Source organism: Streptomyces diastaticus subsp. diastaticus (assembly GCF_011170125.1).
Lineage (GTDB): Bacteria > Actinomycetota > Actinomycetes > Streptomycetales > Streptomycetaceae > Streptomyces > Streptomyces diastaticus.
The window spans coordinates 57674-73409 of sequence record NZ_BLLN01000006.1 but is presented as its reverse complement, the minus strand read 5'-3'; the positions used below and the strand labels follow the sequence as shown (position 1 = coordinate 73409).

At 70.2% G+C, this 15736-nt stretch carries 14 protein-coding genes and 1 pseudogene; 8 read left to right on the top strand and 7 right to left on the bottom strand.

What is annotated here, in order from left to right:
* Nucleotides 1-37: 37 nt before the first annotated feature.
* The 3 genes from Sdia_RS29300 to Sdia_RS29290 form a co-directional block, all read right to left on the bottom strand.
* Entirely contained in the window at nt 38-1453 is a 1416-nt protein-coding gene (locus tag Sdia_RS29300) for a HEAT repeat domain-containing protein (RefSeq protein ID WP_229831646.1), read from the bottom strand.
* A gap of 695 nt (nt 1454-2148) precedes the next feature.
* Nucleotides 2149-3084, bottom strand: coding sequence for a transposase family protein (locus Sdia_RS29295; protein WP_189500701.1), 936 nt, complete (start codon nt 3082-3084; stop codon nt 2149-2151).
* Between the two features lie 168 nt (nt 3085-3252).
* The gene (locus tag Sdia_RS29290; RefSeq protein ID WP_189500700.1) at nt 3253-4656 is read right to left on the bottom strand and encodes an NAD(P)-binding domain-containing protein; all 1404 of its coding nucleotides are present in this window, start codon (nt 4654-4656) and stop codon (nt 3253-3255) included.
* A gap of 110 nt (nt 4657-4766) precedes the next feature.
* Between Sdia_RS29290 and Sdia_RS29285 the strand changes: the two genes are divergently transcribed.
* Genes Sdia_RS29285 through Sdia_RS29275 form a run of 3 tightly spaced genes read left to right on the top strand, consistent with a single transcriptional unit; the run spans nt 4767 to nt 6778 of the window.
* Complete coding sequence (locus Sdia_RS29285) at nt 4767-5828, top strand: flavin-containing monooxygenase (protein WP_115068264.1); 1062 nt, start codon at nt 4767-4769, stop codon at nt 5826-5828.
* A gap of 42 nt (nt 5829-5870) precedes the next feature.
* Entirely contained in the window at nt 5871-6245 is a 375-nt protein-coding gene (locus Sdia_RS29280) for an ArsR/SmtB family transcription factor (RefSeq protein ID WP_100458308.1), read from the top strand.
* A 26-nt stretch (nt 6246-6271) separates the two neighbouring features.
* Nucleotides 6272-6778 carry a GNAT family N-acetyltransferase gene (locus Sdia_RS29275; RefSeq protein WP_100458309.1) on the top strand — a complete coding sequence of 169 codons (507 nt, stop codon included), beginning with the start codon at nt 6272-6274 and terminating at the stop codon, nt 6776-6778.
* A gap of 3 nt (nt 6779-6781) precedes the next feature.
* Here the strand turns inward: Sdia_RS29275 and Sdia_RS29270 are convergent, their stop codons facing one another.
* The 3 genes from Sdia_RS29270 to Sdia_RS29260 are packed head-to-tail and all read right to left on the bottom strand — an operon-like array spanning nt 6782 to nt 9260.
* Entirely contained in the window at nt 6782-7840 is a 1059-nt protein-coding gene (locus tag Sdia_RS29270) for an ArsO family NAD(P)H-dependent flavin-containing monooxygenase (protein ID WP_100458310.1), read from the bottom strand.
* Nucleotides 7837-8955, bottom strand: coding sequence for an ACR3 family arsenite efflux transporter (arsB, locus tag Sdia_RS29265; protein ID WP_189500698.1), 1119 nt, complete (start codon nt 8953-8955; stop codon nt 7837-7839). Before arsB ends, Sdia_RS29270 begins: the two co-directional genes overlap by 4 nt.
* Nucleotides 8952-9260, bottom strand: a complete 309-nt coding sequence (locus tag Sdia_RS29260) for an ArsR/SmtB family transcription factor (RefSeq protein WP_100458312.1) — start codon at nt 9258-9260, stop codon at nt 8952-8954. The genes arsB and Sdia_RS29260 overlap by 4 nt, the downstream gene beginning before the upstream one ends.
* A gap of 95 nt (nt 9261-9355) precedes the next feature.
* Between Sdia_RS29260 and Sdia_RS29255 the strand changes: the two genes are divergently transcribed.
* Together Sdia_RS29255 and trxB are read left to right on the top strand one after the other, a co-directional pair.
* On the top strand, nt 9356-9778 hold the full coding sequence (locus Sdia_RS29255; RefSeq protein ID WP_115069579.1) for an arsenate reductase ArsC: 423 nt from the start codon (nt 9356-9358) through the stop codon (nt 9776-9778).
* Nucleotides 9775-10749, top strand: a complete 975-nt coding sequence (gene trxB / locus Sdia_RS29250) for a thioredoxin-disulfide reductase (RefSeq protein WP_189500696.1) — start codon at nt 9775-9777, stop codon at nt 10747-10749. The genes Sdia_RS29255 and trxB overlap by 4 nt, the downstream gene beginning before the upstream one ends.
* A 140-nt stretch (nt 10750-10889) precedes the next feature.
* Here trxB and Sdia_RS29245 read toward each other — a convergent pair.
* Nucleotides 10890-12072 (bottom strand): annotated as a pseudogene (locus Sdia_RS29245) (IS3 family transposase).
* A gap of 588 nt (nt 12073-12660) precedes the next feature.
* On the opposite strand from Sdia_RS29245, the gene Sdia_RS29240 reads away from it, so the two are divergent.
* From Sdia_RS29240 to Sdia_RS29230, 3 genes are read left to right on the top strand one after another with little or no spacing between them, the layout of a single operon-like run.
* On the top strand, nt 12661-13398 hold the full coding sequence (locus Sdia_RS29240) for an ABC transporter ATP-binding protein (protein WP_100458315.1): 738 nt from the start codon (nt 12661-12663) through the stop codon (nt 13396-13398).
* Between the two features lie 17 nt (nt 13399-13415).
* Entirely contained in the window at nt 13416-14222 is an 807-nt protein-coding gene (locus Sdia_RS29235; protein WP_223123509.1) for a hypothetical protein, read from the top strand.
* Nucleotides 14219-15004 carry a hypothetical protein gene (locus tag Sdia_RS29230; protein ID WP_164379946.1) on the top strand — a complete coding sequence of 262 codons (786 nt, stop codon included), beginning with the start codon at nt 14219-14221 and terminating at the stop codon, nt 15002-15004. Before Sdia_RS29235 ends, Sdia_RS29230 begins: the two co-directional genes overlap by 4 nt.
* The last annotated feature ends 732 nt before the right edge of the window (nt 15005-15736 follow it).

Here is a 15736-nt window from a genome sequence, read left to right as displayed (position 1 = left end):
TAAGTGCCCGAGTGGAGTTCTGGACCGCTGCGCAGTCTCAGTTGTCCAGCCCGGCTTCCCACTTGCGTCGGCGCAGCACGTAATCGCTGAAGAGGTGTCGGCCCCGGTCGAGCAGTTCGCCCACCTCCGCGTCGCCGCGCCGCCCGTCCGGCAACGGATGCCAGCGCTGCACTGATTGTCCGGCCCACGTGCGCAGCTTCATATCCGGGTCCTCAAACAGGCCGACTGCCGCCCGTAGCGCCGCGATGCCGCCGCGCGCGTCGAGCAGCCGGAATGCGCCGACGCGGACGTGTCGCGGCTGCTCGGGACTGGTGCGTTCCAACAGCCAGCCGGCGGGCAATTCCTTGGCCGAGGGCAGCAGGGCGGCGACGGTCTCGCGGACGACCCCGGCGGCAGGGTCGTCGAGGAGCGGCCACAGCCGCTTCACATCCACGCAGTCCAGTACTCGCAGCCCTGCCACCGCTCGCGCCCGCACCCCGGCTGCCGGGTGCGCGAGCATCGGCCGCAGCAGCCCTGCGTCCGCGCGGTTCCCGCACTCGGCCAGCCCGATGACCGCACCGGGCGGCAATTCGGGGTCGCCCGGTGCCGTGCACCGCTCCCGGTACCAGGCGGCCGGATCACCTCCCTGCTGTCGTACGACATACCGTGCGCAAGCACGCACGAGCGCGGACCGGTCGCTGAGAAACGGCTCCGCCTGCTCTGACCGCCCCGCCCGCCGCAGCGCGGTGACGCCGGCCGAACGGGTACGCGGGTTGCGTGCGGACAGCAGTGGAGGCAGTACATCCTCGTAGGCCTCCTCATCCCCAAGAACCGTGAGCGCCGCTGTAGTACACAGGTCCTGGACCACGGTGTCCTCGTCCTGGGCGGCCGCACGGGCCAGTTCAGCGGAACGGAGCAGTCCGCTCTCGACGGCCAGCCGGTACGCGAACCGCCGGACGGTGCGGTCGGGGTCAGCGAAGAGAGCAGCGAGCTGCTCGTGGGATGCCTGGCGCAGGATCTGGCCGAGCACATCGACGCCGAAGGCCCCTCTGTCGCGGCGGCCGACGCGGAGGATGAGTGGCGCGAGGTCGAGGGCAGAGTCCACGTGCAGGGCCTCGCGCAGCAGTTGCCGGGCGTGTTCGCGCACTGGGCCGGCCCAATCGGCGCAGCGGATCACGATCAACGGCAGCAGGCCGGGGTATCGGACCGACTGGCGCACCGCCTCCTGACGGATCCGCCCGTTGCGGTGGCAGAGGGCGAGTGCGAGCCGAGACTCGCCGAGCTGAGTCAGTTCGGCGGGCAGTGGGGTGGATTGTTCCCACTCCGGCAGGAATTGCGGACGATACCAGGCCACTTCACGCACTCCTGCGTCCAGCGCGAGCCAGTCAGCGGGGTCGGCGACATCAAGCGTGCTCTGAAGCGGCGCGCCTCCCGCGAGCCGCGTCGCTGCCCCGTCCTCGATGTCCTCAAGCATTCCCGCCCCCCAGCAGTCGTACCAGGTCATCTTAGGAGACGGGGTTCGCGTGGGGCGCGTGAAATATGGCCCGTGATCGCCGAGGGCCGCTGCTTGGAACTCTGCCCACCAGAAGCCGAACGCGGTGACATCGCCCCTGCTTCACTTGCTGCTGGTGACAGGTAGCGTGCCGCATGGGTGACAGCCACGATGCTTTGTCCTACCGAAGCCGCAGGCCAGCGGTTGCCGATGGTGACAACTATCGTGCTTCGGCGCAGTTGCCATCCCCAGTACACGAGGCGATAGACCGCCTCTACATCGCCGCTCGCCGTGTCCAGTGCGCGAGCGGCGCCGACGTACCCGCCGCCGAGGAGAACCTCGAGAAGGCCGTGCGTGAGGCGCTGAGGGCCAGTGTCTCCTACAAGAAGATCCAGCACATCACCGGCTTCTCCAGGGACCACATCCACATGCTGCGGCGCCGGTGGTCCCCAGGCCCCGGTCCGAGCGGACTGCGATCGCTCGGCCTCGGCCAGCGGCAAGTCCGCCACTGGCCTTGCCCGAGCGGGTGGGCGAGAACCTCGCTGCCATCAAGCGGTCTGAGGGCACCACGCCGCGGCCCAGGGTCGTCTCGGGAGGTCTCCCCGGGCTGGGTAAGCGCCGCTAACGAGCTGGTGCGTGATTGCGGTTGAGGCGTGTTTGCCTGATCAGGGTCGTGGTTACGCGTTGGCGGTTCGGTCGGAGACGAGGCCGGCGATGGCCCGGTAGGTGTCGGGCAGGGCCTCTCGCCGGTGCATCCAGCGGGACAGCTGCTTCCAGCGCTTGTGGTCGGCAAGCGCGTGCTCGACAGTGATGCGCTTCGATGAGTGTCGGTGCCGGGCCTCGTCTCTGGCGGCGTGCACGTGCGGCAAAGCGATCTTGTTTGGCTTTCTGGGCGGTGTGATCGCCTGGCCGGGGTGGTCACGCCGGAGACCGAGGTAGCCGTCGTCCAGAAGCACTTCCACGTCCGGGAAGTGCTGGAAACAGATTCCGATACCTTCGTTGCGTGGGGCGGTCGCATCGGGCATCCGGCCTGGCCGCAGGGCGTCGGTCCAGAGAGTGCGGCCCTGATGGTCGGCGACGATAGTGGCCTTCATCGTGTTCTGCTTCTTCTTGCCCGAGACGAACGCCCGGCGTCCGCCGCGGCCGGCTGCGGGCCGGCGGACCTGGATCTCGGTGGCATCCAGCCGCAGCTCGATGCCTTCGGCCTGGGCGTAGGCGAACACATCCGCCAGGGTCCGAAGCCGCAGGCCAGGACGGTCAGGGACTGCGCATCCGCGTTCGGCCAGGAGCCCGCGCATCTCTCCGATCGCGCGGGTAACGGTGGAACGGTCGACACCGGCCAACAGAGCCAGGACGGAGTGCGGGAGATCGTGCCGCAGGTGAATCAGCGTGACGACCAGCCGGTCGACGAACACCAGCCGATGCCGGGCACCGGCCCCCGCCTCACGTTTCCTGGCCCCGCCGCGAGCCTCGTGACGACGCCCCTCGATCATGGCCTGCCACGGGCCAGCCAACTCCTCGACCAGGCAAGCCAGATGCTGCCGGAAGACACCGGTGAACAGCTGATGCGCGAGAACGTTCCGGTCGACCGTGATCACCACGGACTGGATCATCCCACCCTGGCGCGACCCCCTCCCCAACCGCAATCACGCACCAGCTCGTTAGTAGATGATGCCCCAGCTCACGATCTGCGTGGCGCAGAGGGCGGGCAGGGCGGTGCGGGGCCGCGACCGGTCTCCTTGTTCCGGTCGCGGCCCCGCGTGTGGGGGTGCCCAGGCTGGTCACGAGCCGCAGCAACCGCCCGCCGGGCTCTGCTCGGCGGACGCCCCGGCCGCGGCGGGAGCACTGAGCTGGACGAGCTGCGGCACGGGCGCGCAGCAGCCGCCGCCGTCGGCCTCAGCGGCGTCGGGGGCGTCGAACAGTCCGGCGCCGCCGCAGACTCCGGTCTCGGGCAGGGTGAGTTCCACGCGGCCGGCGGAGGCGAGGTCGCCGGCGATCGCGGCGGCTACGGAGCGGACCTGCTCGTAGCCGGTCATCGCCAGGAACGTCGGTGCGCGGCCGTAGGACTTCATCCCGACCAGGTACACGCCCGGTTCGGGGTGGGAGAGCTCGCGGTGGCCGTGGGGGTAGACGGTGCCGCAGGAGTGCTGGTTGGGGTCGATCAGCGGCGCGAGCTCGACGGGGGCCTGGAGGCGCTCGTCGAGGCCCAGGCGCAGCTCGTCGAGGAAGGACAGGTCGGGGCGGAAGCCGGTCAGCACGATCACTTCGTCGACCGCGTCCAGGCGGCGTCCGTCCTCGCCGACCAGGACGAGGCGGTCGTCGGTGTCGCGCTCGATCGCCTCGGTGCGGAAGCCGGTGACCGCGTCCGCGTGGCCCTCGTCGACAGCAGCCTTCGCTGCCAGGCCCAGGGCGCCACGGGCGGGGAGCTGGTCGGCTTCGCCGCCGCCGAAGGTGGAGCCGGAGATGCCGCGGCGCAGGATCCATACGCCCTTCGTTCCCGCGCCGTTCTTGGACTTGGCGAGGTCGGCGAGGTAGGCGAGGGTGGTGAAGGCGGAGGCGCCGGAGCCGATGACGGCGGTGCGCTTGCCCGCGTACCGGGTGCGGACGGCGGGGTCCTTCAGGTCCGGGACACGGTAGGTGATCCGGTTCGCGGCGGCCCTCTCGCCGAGCGCGGGCAGTCCGCTGCCGCCGGCGGGGGACGGGGTGGCCCAGGTGCCGGAGGCGTCGATGACGGAGCGCGCGAAGACGCGCTCCTCACGGCCGTCGGCGCGAGTGAAGTGCACGACGAACGGCTGCTGCTCACGGCCGGCGTCGACGATGCGATCCCGGCCGGTGCGCGAGACGCCGGTGACCGCCGCTCCGAGGCGTACACGGTCGCCGAGGACGTCGGCGAGCGGCTGCAGGTACTGCTCGGCCCAGTCGCCGCCGGAGGGGTAGGTGGCCGGGTCGGGCCGCGTCCAGCCGGTGGGAGCGAGGAGCTTCTCGGCGGCCGGGTCTACGACCTCGCCCCAGGTGGAGAACAGGCGCACGTGCGTCCACTCGCGCACCGCTGCGCCGGCCTTCTGACCGGCTTCCAGGACCAAGGGCTCGATGCCCTGGTCAAGCAGGTGGGCGGCGGCGGCCAGACCGGCGGGTCCGGCTCCGATCACGACGACGGGCGGCTCGGTGGTGGCGGGCGCGTTCACGGCGACTCCTTGCGTGGTTCGACATCTGTCGATGGCTTGCGCGGCCCAGCATGGCACCTGTATTGATGAGCGTCAACATAGACATTCATCGAAGCCGTGTGGGGTTGTTCATGGAGCACATCGACGTCGCCGTCATCGGCGGCGGCCAGTCCGGACTCGCCGCCGCCCACGCGTTGCTGCGCCGCGGGCTGCGGCCGGTGGTGCTGGAGGCGTCCGACCGTACGGCCGGTTCGTGGCCGCGCTACTACGACAGCCTCACGCTGTTCTCACCCGCCCGGTACAGCTCCCTGCCCGGGATGCCGTTCCCCCGTGCCGACAGCGGCCGATACCCGCATCGTGATGAGGTCGCCGCCTACCTCACCGCCTACGCCGACCGCCTGGATGCCGATATCCGCACCGGTGAGCGCGTCACCTCCGTGCGACGAGACGGGTCTGCATTCGAAGTGGTCCTCGAAGGCGGCGGCCGGCTCGGGGCGCGGGCCGTCGTCGCGGCTTCCGGGACGTTCGGCCGACCGCACCGGCCGGAGCTGCCGGGCCTGGTGGAGTTCACCGGGCAGGTTCTGCACGCCGCCGACTACCGCAGCCCGGCCCCCTTCACGGGCGGCCGGCTGGTGGTGGTCGGGGCCGGGAACTCCGCGGTGCAGATCGCCGCCGAGCTCGCCACCACTGCCCGCGTCACGCTCGCCACCCGCGGGCCGGTGAAGTTCGCAGCCCAGCGCATCCTCGGGCGCGACCTGCACTTCTGGACAGTCCGCACCGGCCTGGACACCGCACCCCTCGGCCGGTTCCTTTCGCGGCCGCCGGCGCAACCGGTCCTCGACGACGGCCGCTACCGGGCCGCCCTGGCTGCTGGACGACCCGAGCGGCGGCCGCTGTTCACCGGCGCCGACGGGACCAAGCTCGTCTGGCCGGACGGGCGGCGGGAGGAGGTCGACGCAGTTGTGCTCGCCACTGGCTACCGACCCGACCTGCCCTACCTCGCCGGCCTCGGCGGCGCCATGGACGCCGAGGGGAAGCCGCGGCACCGCGAGGGTCTCGCCGCCGGTGTGCCGGGTCTGGCGTACGTCGGGCTGGAGTGGCAGCGCAGCCTGTCGTCGAACTCGTTGCGCGGGGTGGGCCGGGACGCGGAGCGGATCGCCCGGCGCCTGGTTGCCCATCTCGCGCGCCGGTGACGGACCTCCCCGCTCTGGTTCGACGTGTGTCAACATAGACGTATGTCGAATGCGAAGGTGCTGCCGCTGATCGAGCCCGCCGATGGTCAGGGTGTGGCGCCGTGCTGCCCGCCGCTGACCGAGCGCCCGATGACTGCCGAGGAGGCCGAGACCGCGGCGCGGATGTTCAAGGCGCTCGGCGACCCGGTGCGTCTGCGGCTGTTCTCCGCGGTGGCCTCGCACGAGGGCGGGGAGGCGTGCGTGTGCGACATCTCCGACGTCGGTGTTTCCCAGCCCACGGTGTCCCACCACCTGAAGAAGCTCAAGGAGGCCGGGCTGCTCACCTCCGAGCGGCGCGGCACCTGGGTGTACTACCGGGTCGAGCCGTCGGTGCTCGCCGCGATGGGCAAGCTCCTGGCCATGCCGGCCGCGGCCTGACGACCGGACGGAATGAGGGGGAAGCGGTGAGCGCGGCGTTGAGTGCGGTGGTGGTGCCGCTGGCGGCGGAGCATGCCGAGCAGGTGCTGGCGGTCTACCAGGCTGGGATCGACGAGGGGAACGCGACCTTCGAGACCGTCGCCCCGACGTGGGAGGCGTTCGATGCGGCGAAGCTGCCCGAGCATCGTTTTTCCGCTCTCGATGAGAACGGGACGGTGCTGGGGTGGGTTGCGGCGAGCCGAGTCTCCGACCGGTGCGCGTACCAGGGCGTGGTCGAGCACTCCGTCTACGTCCGCTCCGCAGCCCGCGGCCGCGGCATCGCCTCCATCCTGCTCAAGGCGCTGATCGACTCCACCGAGCAGGCCGGGATCTGGACCATCCAGTCCGGGATCTTCCCCGAGAACGCCGCCAGCCTGGCCGTTCATAAGCGGGCGGGCTTCCGGGTCATCGGCACGCGGAAGCGAGTCGGGCGCCATCACGGTGTCTGGCGCGACGTCGTCCTTCTCGAGCGCCGCAGCCCCGCCATCACCTGACTCTCAGTTCAGCTGTGCGATCTCGCGTGCGGCATCATGGGCCGGCCGTCCGACGCCGATGAGGGTGGCGGAGGCCGGGCCGGTCCAGTCGCCGTAGCCGAGCAGGTGCAGCCGCGGTTCGCCCAGAGCGCGGGTGCCGTCGGTGGGGATGTGTCCGCGCGGTCCGCGTAGGTTCAGCGGAGCGAGATGGGACAGTGCCGGGCGGAAGCCGGTGCACCAGACGATCGCGTCCGCGCCGGTGTGGCTGCCGTCGTCCCACCGGACACCACTGGCGGTGAGCCGGGAGAACATCGGTTTCGCGGTGAGGAGTCCGGCGCCGCGGGCGGCGCGCACGGGTGGGACGGCGACGATGTCGCCGAGCGAGGCGAGGCCGCCGGTGTCGGCGAGGCCGGCGTCGAGGGCGCGGCGGCGGGCGGTGGCGACATCGAAGAGGGCGCGGCCGTCGATGTCGTCGGGCAGGAAGCGCGGTGGGCGCTGGGTCACCCACGTCACGTGGACACTGCCGTCCAGGGCGAGGTCGGCGGTAAGCTGAGCCCCGGAGTTCCCGCCCCCGACCACGATCACGCGCTGGCCGGCGAAGTCGGCTGGGGAGCGGTAGTTCACCGTGTGGAACTGGCGTCCTGTGAAGAGGCCGCGGCCGTGGACAGCGGGGAGGAAGGGCCGCGACCAGGTGCCGGTGGCGCTGATGACCGCGCGGGCCCGCCAGGTGCCCGAGTCGGCCTCGAGCAGGAGCCTCTCGCCGTCGCGGTGCACGGCACCCACGCGGGCTCCGTGTTGGACGGGCAGGTTGTAGCGCTTCTCGTAGTCAGTGAGGTACTCGACGACATGCCCGGCGTCCGGGTAGGTCTCGCCCGCCTGGGCGGGCATGAGCCGGCCGGGCAGCGAGGAGTGATCCGCCGGGGAGAACAGGTGCAGGGAGTCCCACATGTGCTGCCAGGACCCGCCCGGCGCCGCATCGGAGTCCAGGATCACGAAGTCGAGGCCGCGCCGGCGCAGGTGGTAGCCGGCGGCGAGTCCTGCCTGGCCGCCGCCGACCACCACCACATCCGTGCGCTGTGTCACGGGGCCGTCGTCACCGCGCCGGGGGCGAACTTCCTTCGCCAGGCGAGCGCGACGTAGACCAGTCCGATCAGCACCGGGACTTCGATGAGCGGGCCGACGACACCGGACAGCGCCTGGCCGGAAGTGACGCCGAAGGTGGCGATGGCGACCGCGATGGCCAGCTCGAAGTTGTTGCCCGCCGCCGTGAACGCCAGGGTCGTGGTGCGGTCGTAGGCCAGGCCCAGGCCCTTGCCGAGGAGGAAGGTGCCGAAGAACATGACCGCGAAGTACACCAGCAGCGGCAGCGCGATCCGGGCAACGTCCAGCGGCTGCGAGGTGATCGTCTTCCCCTGCAGGGCGAAGAGGATGACGATCGTGAACAGCAGCCCATACAGGGCCCATGGTCCGATCTTCGGCAGGAAGCGCTGCTCGTAGTCTTCACGGCCCATCTTCGCCTCCCCGACCCGGCGAGTCAGGAAGCCGGCCAGCAGCGGGACGCCGAGGAAGATGACCACGTTCAGCGCGATCTCCCACATGGAGATGTCCAGGTGCTCGCCATCGCCCAGGCCCAGCCAGCCGGGCAGCAGGTCGAGGTAGAACCAGCCCAGCAGGCCGAACGCGATCACCTGGAACACGGAGTTCAGGGCGACGAGGACGGCCGCAGCCTCGCGGTCGCCGCGGGCGAGGTCGTTCCAGATGATGACCATGGCGATGCAGCGGGCCAGGCCGACGATGATCAGTCCGGTGCGGTACTCGGGCAGGTCCGGCAGGAAAATCCACGCCAGGGCGAACATGACCGCGGGTCCGAGGATCCAGTTGATGACCAGCGAGGAGATCATCAGCCTGCGGTCGCCGGTGACGGCGTCCAGCTTGTCGTAGTGGACCTTGGCCAGGACCGGGTACATCATGATCAGCAGGCCGAGCGCGATCGGCAGGGAGATCCCGCCGATCTCCACCGTCGCCAGCGCGTCGTTCAGTCCGGGGATCGCGCGCCCCAGACCGAGGCCGACGACCATGGCGATGAGGATCCACACCGCGAGATAGCGGTCGAGGGTGGAGAGCTTCTTGACGATCGAGTCGTCCCTGGCCGGGCCGGCGCCTTCGGCGGGGGCGGCGGTGGACTCGGTGGGGGTCACGGGCAGGCCCTCTTGTTCTCGGAAGCGGTGCGGGCGGAGGCGGCCAGCTCGGCGAACTGCTCGGAAAGGCCAGCCAGGACCTCGGGTTTGAGCTTGTAGTAGGTGAAGCGGCCGCAGGGCTCGGTCTCCACGATCCCGGCCTCGCGCAGCACCTTCATGTGGTTGGACAGGTTGGTCTGCTTGGCTCCGGTCTCCTCGACCAGGTGCGTCGTGCACAGCGTCTCGCGCGCCAGCAGGTTCACGATCTTCAGGCGGAGCGGATCGCCCAGCGCCCGGATCAGATCAGGATCGACTGAAGTCAGCATGCGCTGATACTGTCACATCATCGCTCGCTGATACCAGCGGGGGCTGAAGTCATTGGCGGCCGGGTTCCGCCCTGCGACGAGAAAGAACAATCACCATGGCCGACAAGCCGTCCGTCCTGTTCGTCTGCGTCCACAACGCCGGCCGCTCCCAGATGGCCGCCGCCTGGCTGACCCACCTGGCCGGCGACCGCATCGAGGTCCGCTCCGCCGGCTCCAACCCTGGCGACCAGGTCAACCCGGCCGCCGTCGAGGCCATGGCCGAAGTCGGCATCGACATCTCCGCCGAGACGCCGAAGATCCTCACCATCGACGCGGTCCGCGAGTCGGATGTCTGCATCACCATGGGCTGCGGCGACACCTGCCCCGTCTTCCCCGGCAAGCGCTACCTCGACTGGAAGCCCGAGGACCCGGCCGGCCAGGGCGTCGAGGCCGTTCGCCCCATCCGCGACGAGATCAAGACCCTCGTCGAGGGCCTGATCGCCGAGATCGCCCCGGCGAAGCCGGAGGCGACGGCGTGAGCGAGATACGCGAGGTCGTCATCATCGGCTCCGGCCCCGCCGGATGCACCGCCGCCCTCTACACCGCCCGCGCCCAGCTCAGGCCCCTGCTGTTCGGCAGCTCCATCTTCGTCGGCGGCTCGCTGACGACCACCACCGAGGTGGAGAACTTCCCCGGCTTCCCCGAGGGCGTCGACGGCCCCGTCCTGATGGAGAACATGCGGGCTCAGGCCGAGAAGTTCGGCGCTGAGATGATCGACGACGACATTGTCGAAGTGGACCTCACCGGCGACATCAAGTTCCTCACCGACTCCTCGGGCACGGTGCACCGCGCGAAGGCGGTGATCATCGCGACCGGCTCCGGCTACCGCAAGCTCGGCCTGCCGAACGAGGACGAGCTGTCCGGCCGGGGTGTGTCCTGGTGCGCGACCTGCGACGGGCTCTTCTTCCGCGACCGCGACATCGTCGTGGTCGGCGGCGGCGACACCGCCATGGAGGAAGCTACCTTCCTCACCCGCTTCGCCCGCTCCGTCACCGTAGTCCACCGCCGCTCCACCCTGCGCGCCTCCAAGGTTGTGCAGGACCGGGCCTTCGCCGACGACAAGATCGCCTTCGCCTTCGACAGCGAGATCGCCGAGATCAAAGAAACAGGCGGCATGCTCGGCGGCGTCGTTCTGCGTGACGTCTTCACCGGCGCCACCCGCGACCTGGAAGTCACGGGTCTGTTCATCGCCATCGGCCACGACCCCCGCACCGAGCTGTTCACCGGTCAGCTCGACCTCGACACCGAGGGCTACATCACCGTCGCCGCCCCGACGACGCTAACCAGCCTGCCCGGGGTGTTCGCCGCCGGCGACGTCGTCGACCACACCTACCGCCAAGCCATCACCGCCGTCGGCACAGGTGCGGCCGCGGCCTTGGACGCCGAGCGCTACCTCGCCGCCCGGGGTGCGACAGAGACCGAGCCAGTGACCGCTGCCGTCCCGGTCTGAGTAACACTCGCAGGCGGGGCCCGCCGGAAGCTCCCGGCGGGCCCCGCCGCTGTTGTTCTCGGGTCGACCGTGATCGGGGAAACTGCAGGGGCTTCCCCGGATGGGCTGGGACTGCTGCGTGATCGGGTGACAGTTGGGATTTACGTAGCGAGTGCTGCGGGTGGGGTCATGATGGGTTCGTAGTCGACGGGGGTCAGTCTGGCCAGACGTCTTTGCCTGCGCCGACGGTGGTAGGTGCGTTCGATCCAGGCCACGATCGCGATCCGCAACTCCTGGTGGTTGGCCCAGCTCCGGCGGTCGAGGACGTTCTTCTGCAGCAGCGCGAAGAAGCTCTCCATGGCCGCGTTGTCGCCTGCCGACCGACTCTGTCCATCGAGCCGACAAGGCTGTGACGTGCGAGAACGGCCACGTACTTCCTTGCGCGGAATGGAGATCCGCGATCGGAGTGGACGATGCATCCGGCGACCTGGCCGCGGCGGGCGACGGCGGATTCCAGGGCGGACACCGTGAGGCTGGACTTCATCCTCGAGTCGATGGAGTAGCCCACGATCCGGCCGGAGTACACGTCCTTGACCGCGCACAGGTAGAGCTTGCCCTCGCCGGCGGCGTGTTCGGTGATGTCGGTCAGCCACAGCCGGTTCGTCGCCGGGGCGGTGAAGTTCCGCCGGACCCGATCGTCGTGGACGGGCGGGCCCGCCTTGGCGTTCTTGCCGCGGCCTTTGCGTTTGCCGAACACGCTCCACCAGCGGTTGTCGCGGCAGATTCTCCATCCGGCCCGCTCGGCCATCACCTGGGCAGCAGCCGGGGCCTCGTCGACGAGGAAGCGGTGGCCGAACTCGGGACCGTCGCGGTGGGCCTCGAACAGGGCGTTGGCCCGGTGGGCCTCGGTCAGTTCCGCGTCGGTGACCGGTGAGACCAGCCACCGGTTATACGGTTGGCGGGTCAGCCCGAGCACCCGGCACGTCACCGCCACCGGCACCCTGTGAGGGGCATCGGCGGCGGCCAGCTAGCGGACGAGCGGGTACATGATTTTGGCGGCAGGTTCGCCTGCGACAGATATGCCGCAGCCCTCCGCAGTACTTCGTTCTCCTGCTCCAGGAGCCGGATGTGCTTGCGGGCCTCGCGCAGTTCGGCCGACTCGCCCGACGCCGTTGCGGACTTGGCGCCGCCCTCGTCGGTTTCGGCGCGGCGCAGCCACTTCGACAGCGTGACCGGGTGGACTCCGAAGTCGGCGGCGATCTGTTCCAGCGTGACGCCGGGCTCGCGGTTGCGCGCGACCCGCACGACGTCCTCGCGGAACTCCTCGGGATACGGCTTGGGCACTGCAACATCCTTCCAGGCCGCCTCTCAGCAAGCCAGGTCAGGTGTCACCTATCCGTGCAGCAGTCCCGAGGTGGATGGCTGGGTGGGTGGTGGTGTGCAGGGTCGTTGTGTGGCGTGTTGGTTGGGGTTGTTTGGCTGGCCGGGCCCGGTGTGGTGTGCGGTTGGCTGGGCGGTGGTGGGTTGGTTGGGGTTGTTTGGTCGGGGTCGGGGTCGGGGTCGGGGTCGGGGTCGGGGCGGGGGCCGGGGTCGGGCGTGGGGTTGGGGTGGTTGTGCGGTTGGTTGGGGTGGTGGTGGGTTGGTGCGGTGGTGGTGGTTGGTTGGGGTGGGTTGGTTGGGGTGGTGGTTGGTGGGTTGGGGGTGCGGTGGTTGGTGGTAGGTCCGGGGGTCCCGGTGGCTGGTGGCTGGTGGTCGGTGGCCGGGGGTTCGGGGTCCGGGTGGTGTGGGTGGTTGGGGTGGTGGGGGTCGTTCTTTGGGAGGAGGTGGGTGGGTGGTGGGGTTCGTTCGTTGGGAGGTGGGGTGGCGGGGTACGGGTTCGTACCGTCGTGGTCGGTTCCGGGGTGCAGGGCTCCGGAGGGGCTGGGAGGTCGTGTGATTCAGGTACGGGAGTTGACGAAGTGTTATGGGGGGCGTGTGGTGGTGGACGGGCTGACGTTCACGGCGCCGCCGGGGGTGGTGACGGGGTTTCTGGGTCCGAATGGGGCTGGGAAGTCGACGACGATGCGGTTGATCGTCGGGTTGGAGCGGCCGGCGTCGGGGACGGCGATGGTGGATGGTGTCCGTTACGCGGATCTGCGTGCTCCGTTGCGTTCGGTGGGGACGATGCTCGATGCCCGTTCGGTCCATCCGGGGCGGACGGCGTTCCGGCATTTGATGGCGGTGGCGCGTACGCACGGTATTCCGCGGTCTCGTGTGCAGGAGGTGATCGGTCTGGCTGGTCTGGAGTCGGTGGCCGGGCGTCGTGCGGGGACGTTTTCGCTGGGTATGGGGCAGCGGTTGGGTATCGCTGGTGCGCTGCTGGGTGATCCGGGCACGTTGATTCTGGATGAGCCGGTCAACGGTCTGGATCCGGATGGTGTGTTGTGGATGCGTCACCTTGTCAGGGAGTTGGCGGCCGAGGGCCGTGCCGTGTTGTTGTCCTCGCATCTGGTGCATGAGTTGGCGTTGTGTGCCGATCGTGTCGTGGTCATCGGTAAGGGCCGGCTGCTCGCTGATGCGGCTCTGGGTGATCCCGCGCTCGGCGAGGGGTCGCTGGAGGATGCCTATCTGCGGTTGACGGCGGGTTCGGTGGAGTTCCGGTCCGGTGCTGCGCGGGGAGGGGTCCGGTGAGCGGGCGTGGTCGTGGTGTGACGTTCGCGGGTGTGGTGGCTGGGGAGTGGGGGAAGCTGACGGGGCTGCGTTCGACGTGGTGGGCCGCGCTGGTGTCGGTGGTGGTGTCCGGGGCGCTGACGTATGTGTCGGCCGAGGCGTCGTCGGGGGATCCGGGCTATGAGCCGTTGGGTGATCTGACGGCCGGGCTCGTGCTGACGCAGCTCGGGCCGTTGGTGCTCGGTGTTCTGGTGGGGACCGGTGAGTTCAGCACGGGTGGTTTCCGTTCGGCGTTTGTCGCTGTGCCGAGGCGCTGGCTGGTGCCGGCCGCTCAGGCGGTCGCGGTGGCCGGGTTCGCGTTGCCGCTGGCCGTGGGGTGTGTGGCCGCGGCTGTTCTCGCGGTCTTTCCGGCGGCGTCGTCGCGGGGTCTGCCGGTGGATCTGGGCGGGGGGTCGGTGCCGTGGGAGCTGGCCGGGATGGTGGTGTTCCTGACGGGGCTGGCGTTGTTCGGGTTCGCGGTCGGGGCGCTGGTGCGTCGTGTGGTTCCCGCGCTGGTGGTGGTCTGTTGTCTGACGCTGGTGCTTCCCGTGGTGCTGACGCTGGCTGTCGAGTCCGGCGGGGCCGCGTTCGCGGGGGAGGTCACGCCGCAGGAGCGGGCGGCGAACACGGTGATGACGCTGCTGCCTTCGGGTGCGGGCGGGCTGTTGGTGATGCCGTCCGACGCCCTTCCGGTGGCCGGCGGGCCGGACCTTGGTGCTGTCGGTGGCGGGCTGGTGTTCGCCGCCTGGGCTCTTGTCCCGTTCGGTGCGGCCGTGGTGCGTCTGCGTCTGCGGGATGTGACGTGAACAGTTCCGTGGCCTTCCTTCGTGTGCTCGCCTCGGAGGCCGACAAGGCGACCAGCGTGCGGACACTGTGGTGGACGGTGCTGGGGTGTGTGGCCGCGGCGGCGGGGACGGCTTTCGGGCTGGGCCTGTTCGCCCGGCCGGGCAGCGGGGTGAGCGCTGCGTCGCTGGCGGTCGCGGGGTACGTACCGGCCCAGGTGGGTTTCCTCGCTCTGGGGGTGACGGCCGGATCGCAGGAGTTCCGTACCCGGCTCGCGTACGTGACGTTCGCGGCCGTGCCGCGCAGGCTTCCGGTGCTCGCCGCCCAGGTGGTGGTGACGGCGGTGGTGGCACTGGTCGCTGCTGTTGCCGCGCTGGTAGCGTCGGTCGCGGTGACGTCGGGGCCACGTGAGGCCCTCGGGGTTCCGCTGGATCTCGCCGAGGGTGAGACGGTGCGGATGCTGGCCGGGTTCGTGCTGTACCAGACGGCGATCGCGTTGGTGGGTCTGGGACTCGGGGCGCTGCTGCGTCGCCCCGCGGGCGCGCTGGTGACCGCCGTGGTGGGGGTGGTCGTGCTTGATCAGTTCCTCGCCATGAACCCCGGCAGGTTCACCGACACCTTGCGGGCGTTCCTGCCCGGTACCGGGGTACGCCTGCTGACCGGCGACGGCCGGCTCGCCGCGCTCGACGCCGCGTCATCGGGACCCCACCTGGAGACCTGGGCCGTGGGGCTCCTGGTGGCCGGGTGGGCGACAGCTCTGCTGCTGGCGGCGGCGACTCGTCTGCGTCGAGGGGACATCGGGTGAGGCCGGACGTGTCGAGGGGACATCGGGTGAGGCCGGACGTGTCGAGGGGACATCGGGTGAGGCCAGACGTGTCGAGGGGACATCGGGTGAGGCCAGACGTGTCGGGAGGACGTCGCGGGAGGCCGGGTGCGCGTTGGGTGTGGGCAGAGGTGTCGGGGAGATGCCGGGTGGAGGCGGAAGTGGGGGTTGGAGGCCAGGGTCGTGGGGTTCGTGGTGGCCGGGTGGGCGACGGTCGTGCCGGTGGGGGCGGCGGCTTGCCTTCGCCGGGGGAACACCGCGTGAGGCTAGATGCGTCGAGGGGACATCGGGTGAAGGCAGACGCGTCGAGGGAATGTCGCGTGACGGCAGGTGCGTCGGGAGGACACCGGGTGAGGCCGGGTGCGCGTTGGGTGTGGACAGAGGTGTCGGGGAGATGCCGGGTGAAGGCGGAAGTGGGGGTTGGAGGCCAGGGTCGTGGGGTTCGTGGTGGCCGGGTGGGCGACGGTCGTGCCGGTGGAGGCGGCGGCTCGCCTTCGCCAGAAGAACACCGCGTGAGGCTAGTCGTGGCGAGGGAACGTCGGGTGAAGGCAGACGCGTCGAGGGAATGTCGCGTGAGGCTGGTCGTGGCGAGGGAGCGTCGGGTGAAGGCAGACGTGACGAGGGAACACCGCGTGACGGCAGGTGCGCCGGGAGGGCCTGGCGTGCGGGCGGATGCGTCGAGGGAACATCGGGTGCGGGTGGATGCGTCGAGAG

Coding starts and splice junctions, on each gene's coding strand:
- Sdia_RS29280 (WP_100458308.1), top strand. CDS start 5,871: ATGTCGAATGCGAAGGTGCTGCCGCTGATCGAGCCCGCCGATGGTCAG.
- Sdia_RS29255 (WP_115069579.1), top strand. CDS start 9,356: ATGGCCGACAAGCCGTCCGTCCTGTTCGTCTGCGTCCACAACGCCGGC.
- Sdia_RS29260 (WP_100458312.1), bottom strand. CDS start 9,260: ATGCTGACTTCAGTCGATCCTGATCTGATCCGGGCGCTGGGCGATCCG.
- Sdia_RS29300 (WP_229831646.1), bottom strand. CDS start 1,453: ATGCTTGAGGACATCGAGGACGGGGCAGCGACGCGGCTCGCGGGAGGC.
- Sdia_RS29295 (WP_189500701.1), bottom strand. CDS start 3,084: ATGATCCAGTCCGTGGTGATCACGGTCGACCGGAACGTTCTCGCGCAT.
- Sdia_RS29285 (WP_115068264.1), top strand. CDS start 4,767: ATGGAGCACATCGACGTCGCCGTCATCGGCGGCGGCCAGTCCGGACTC.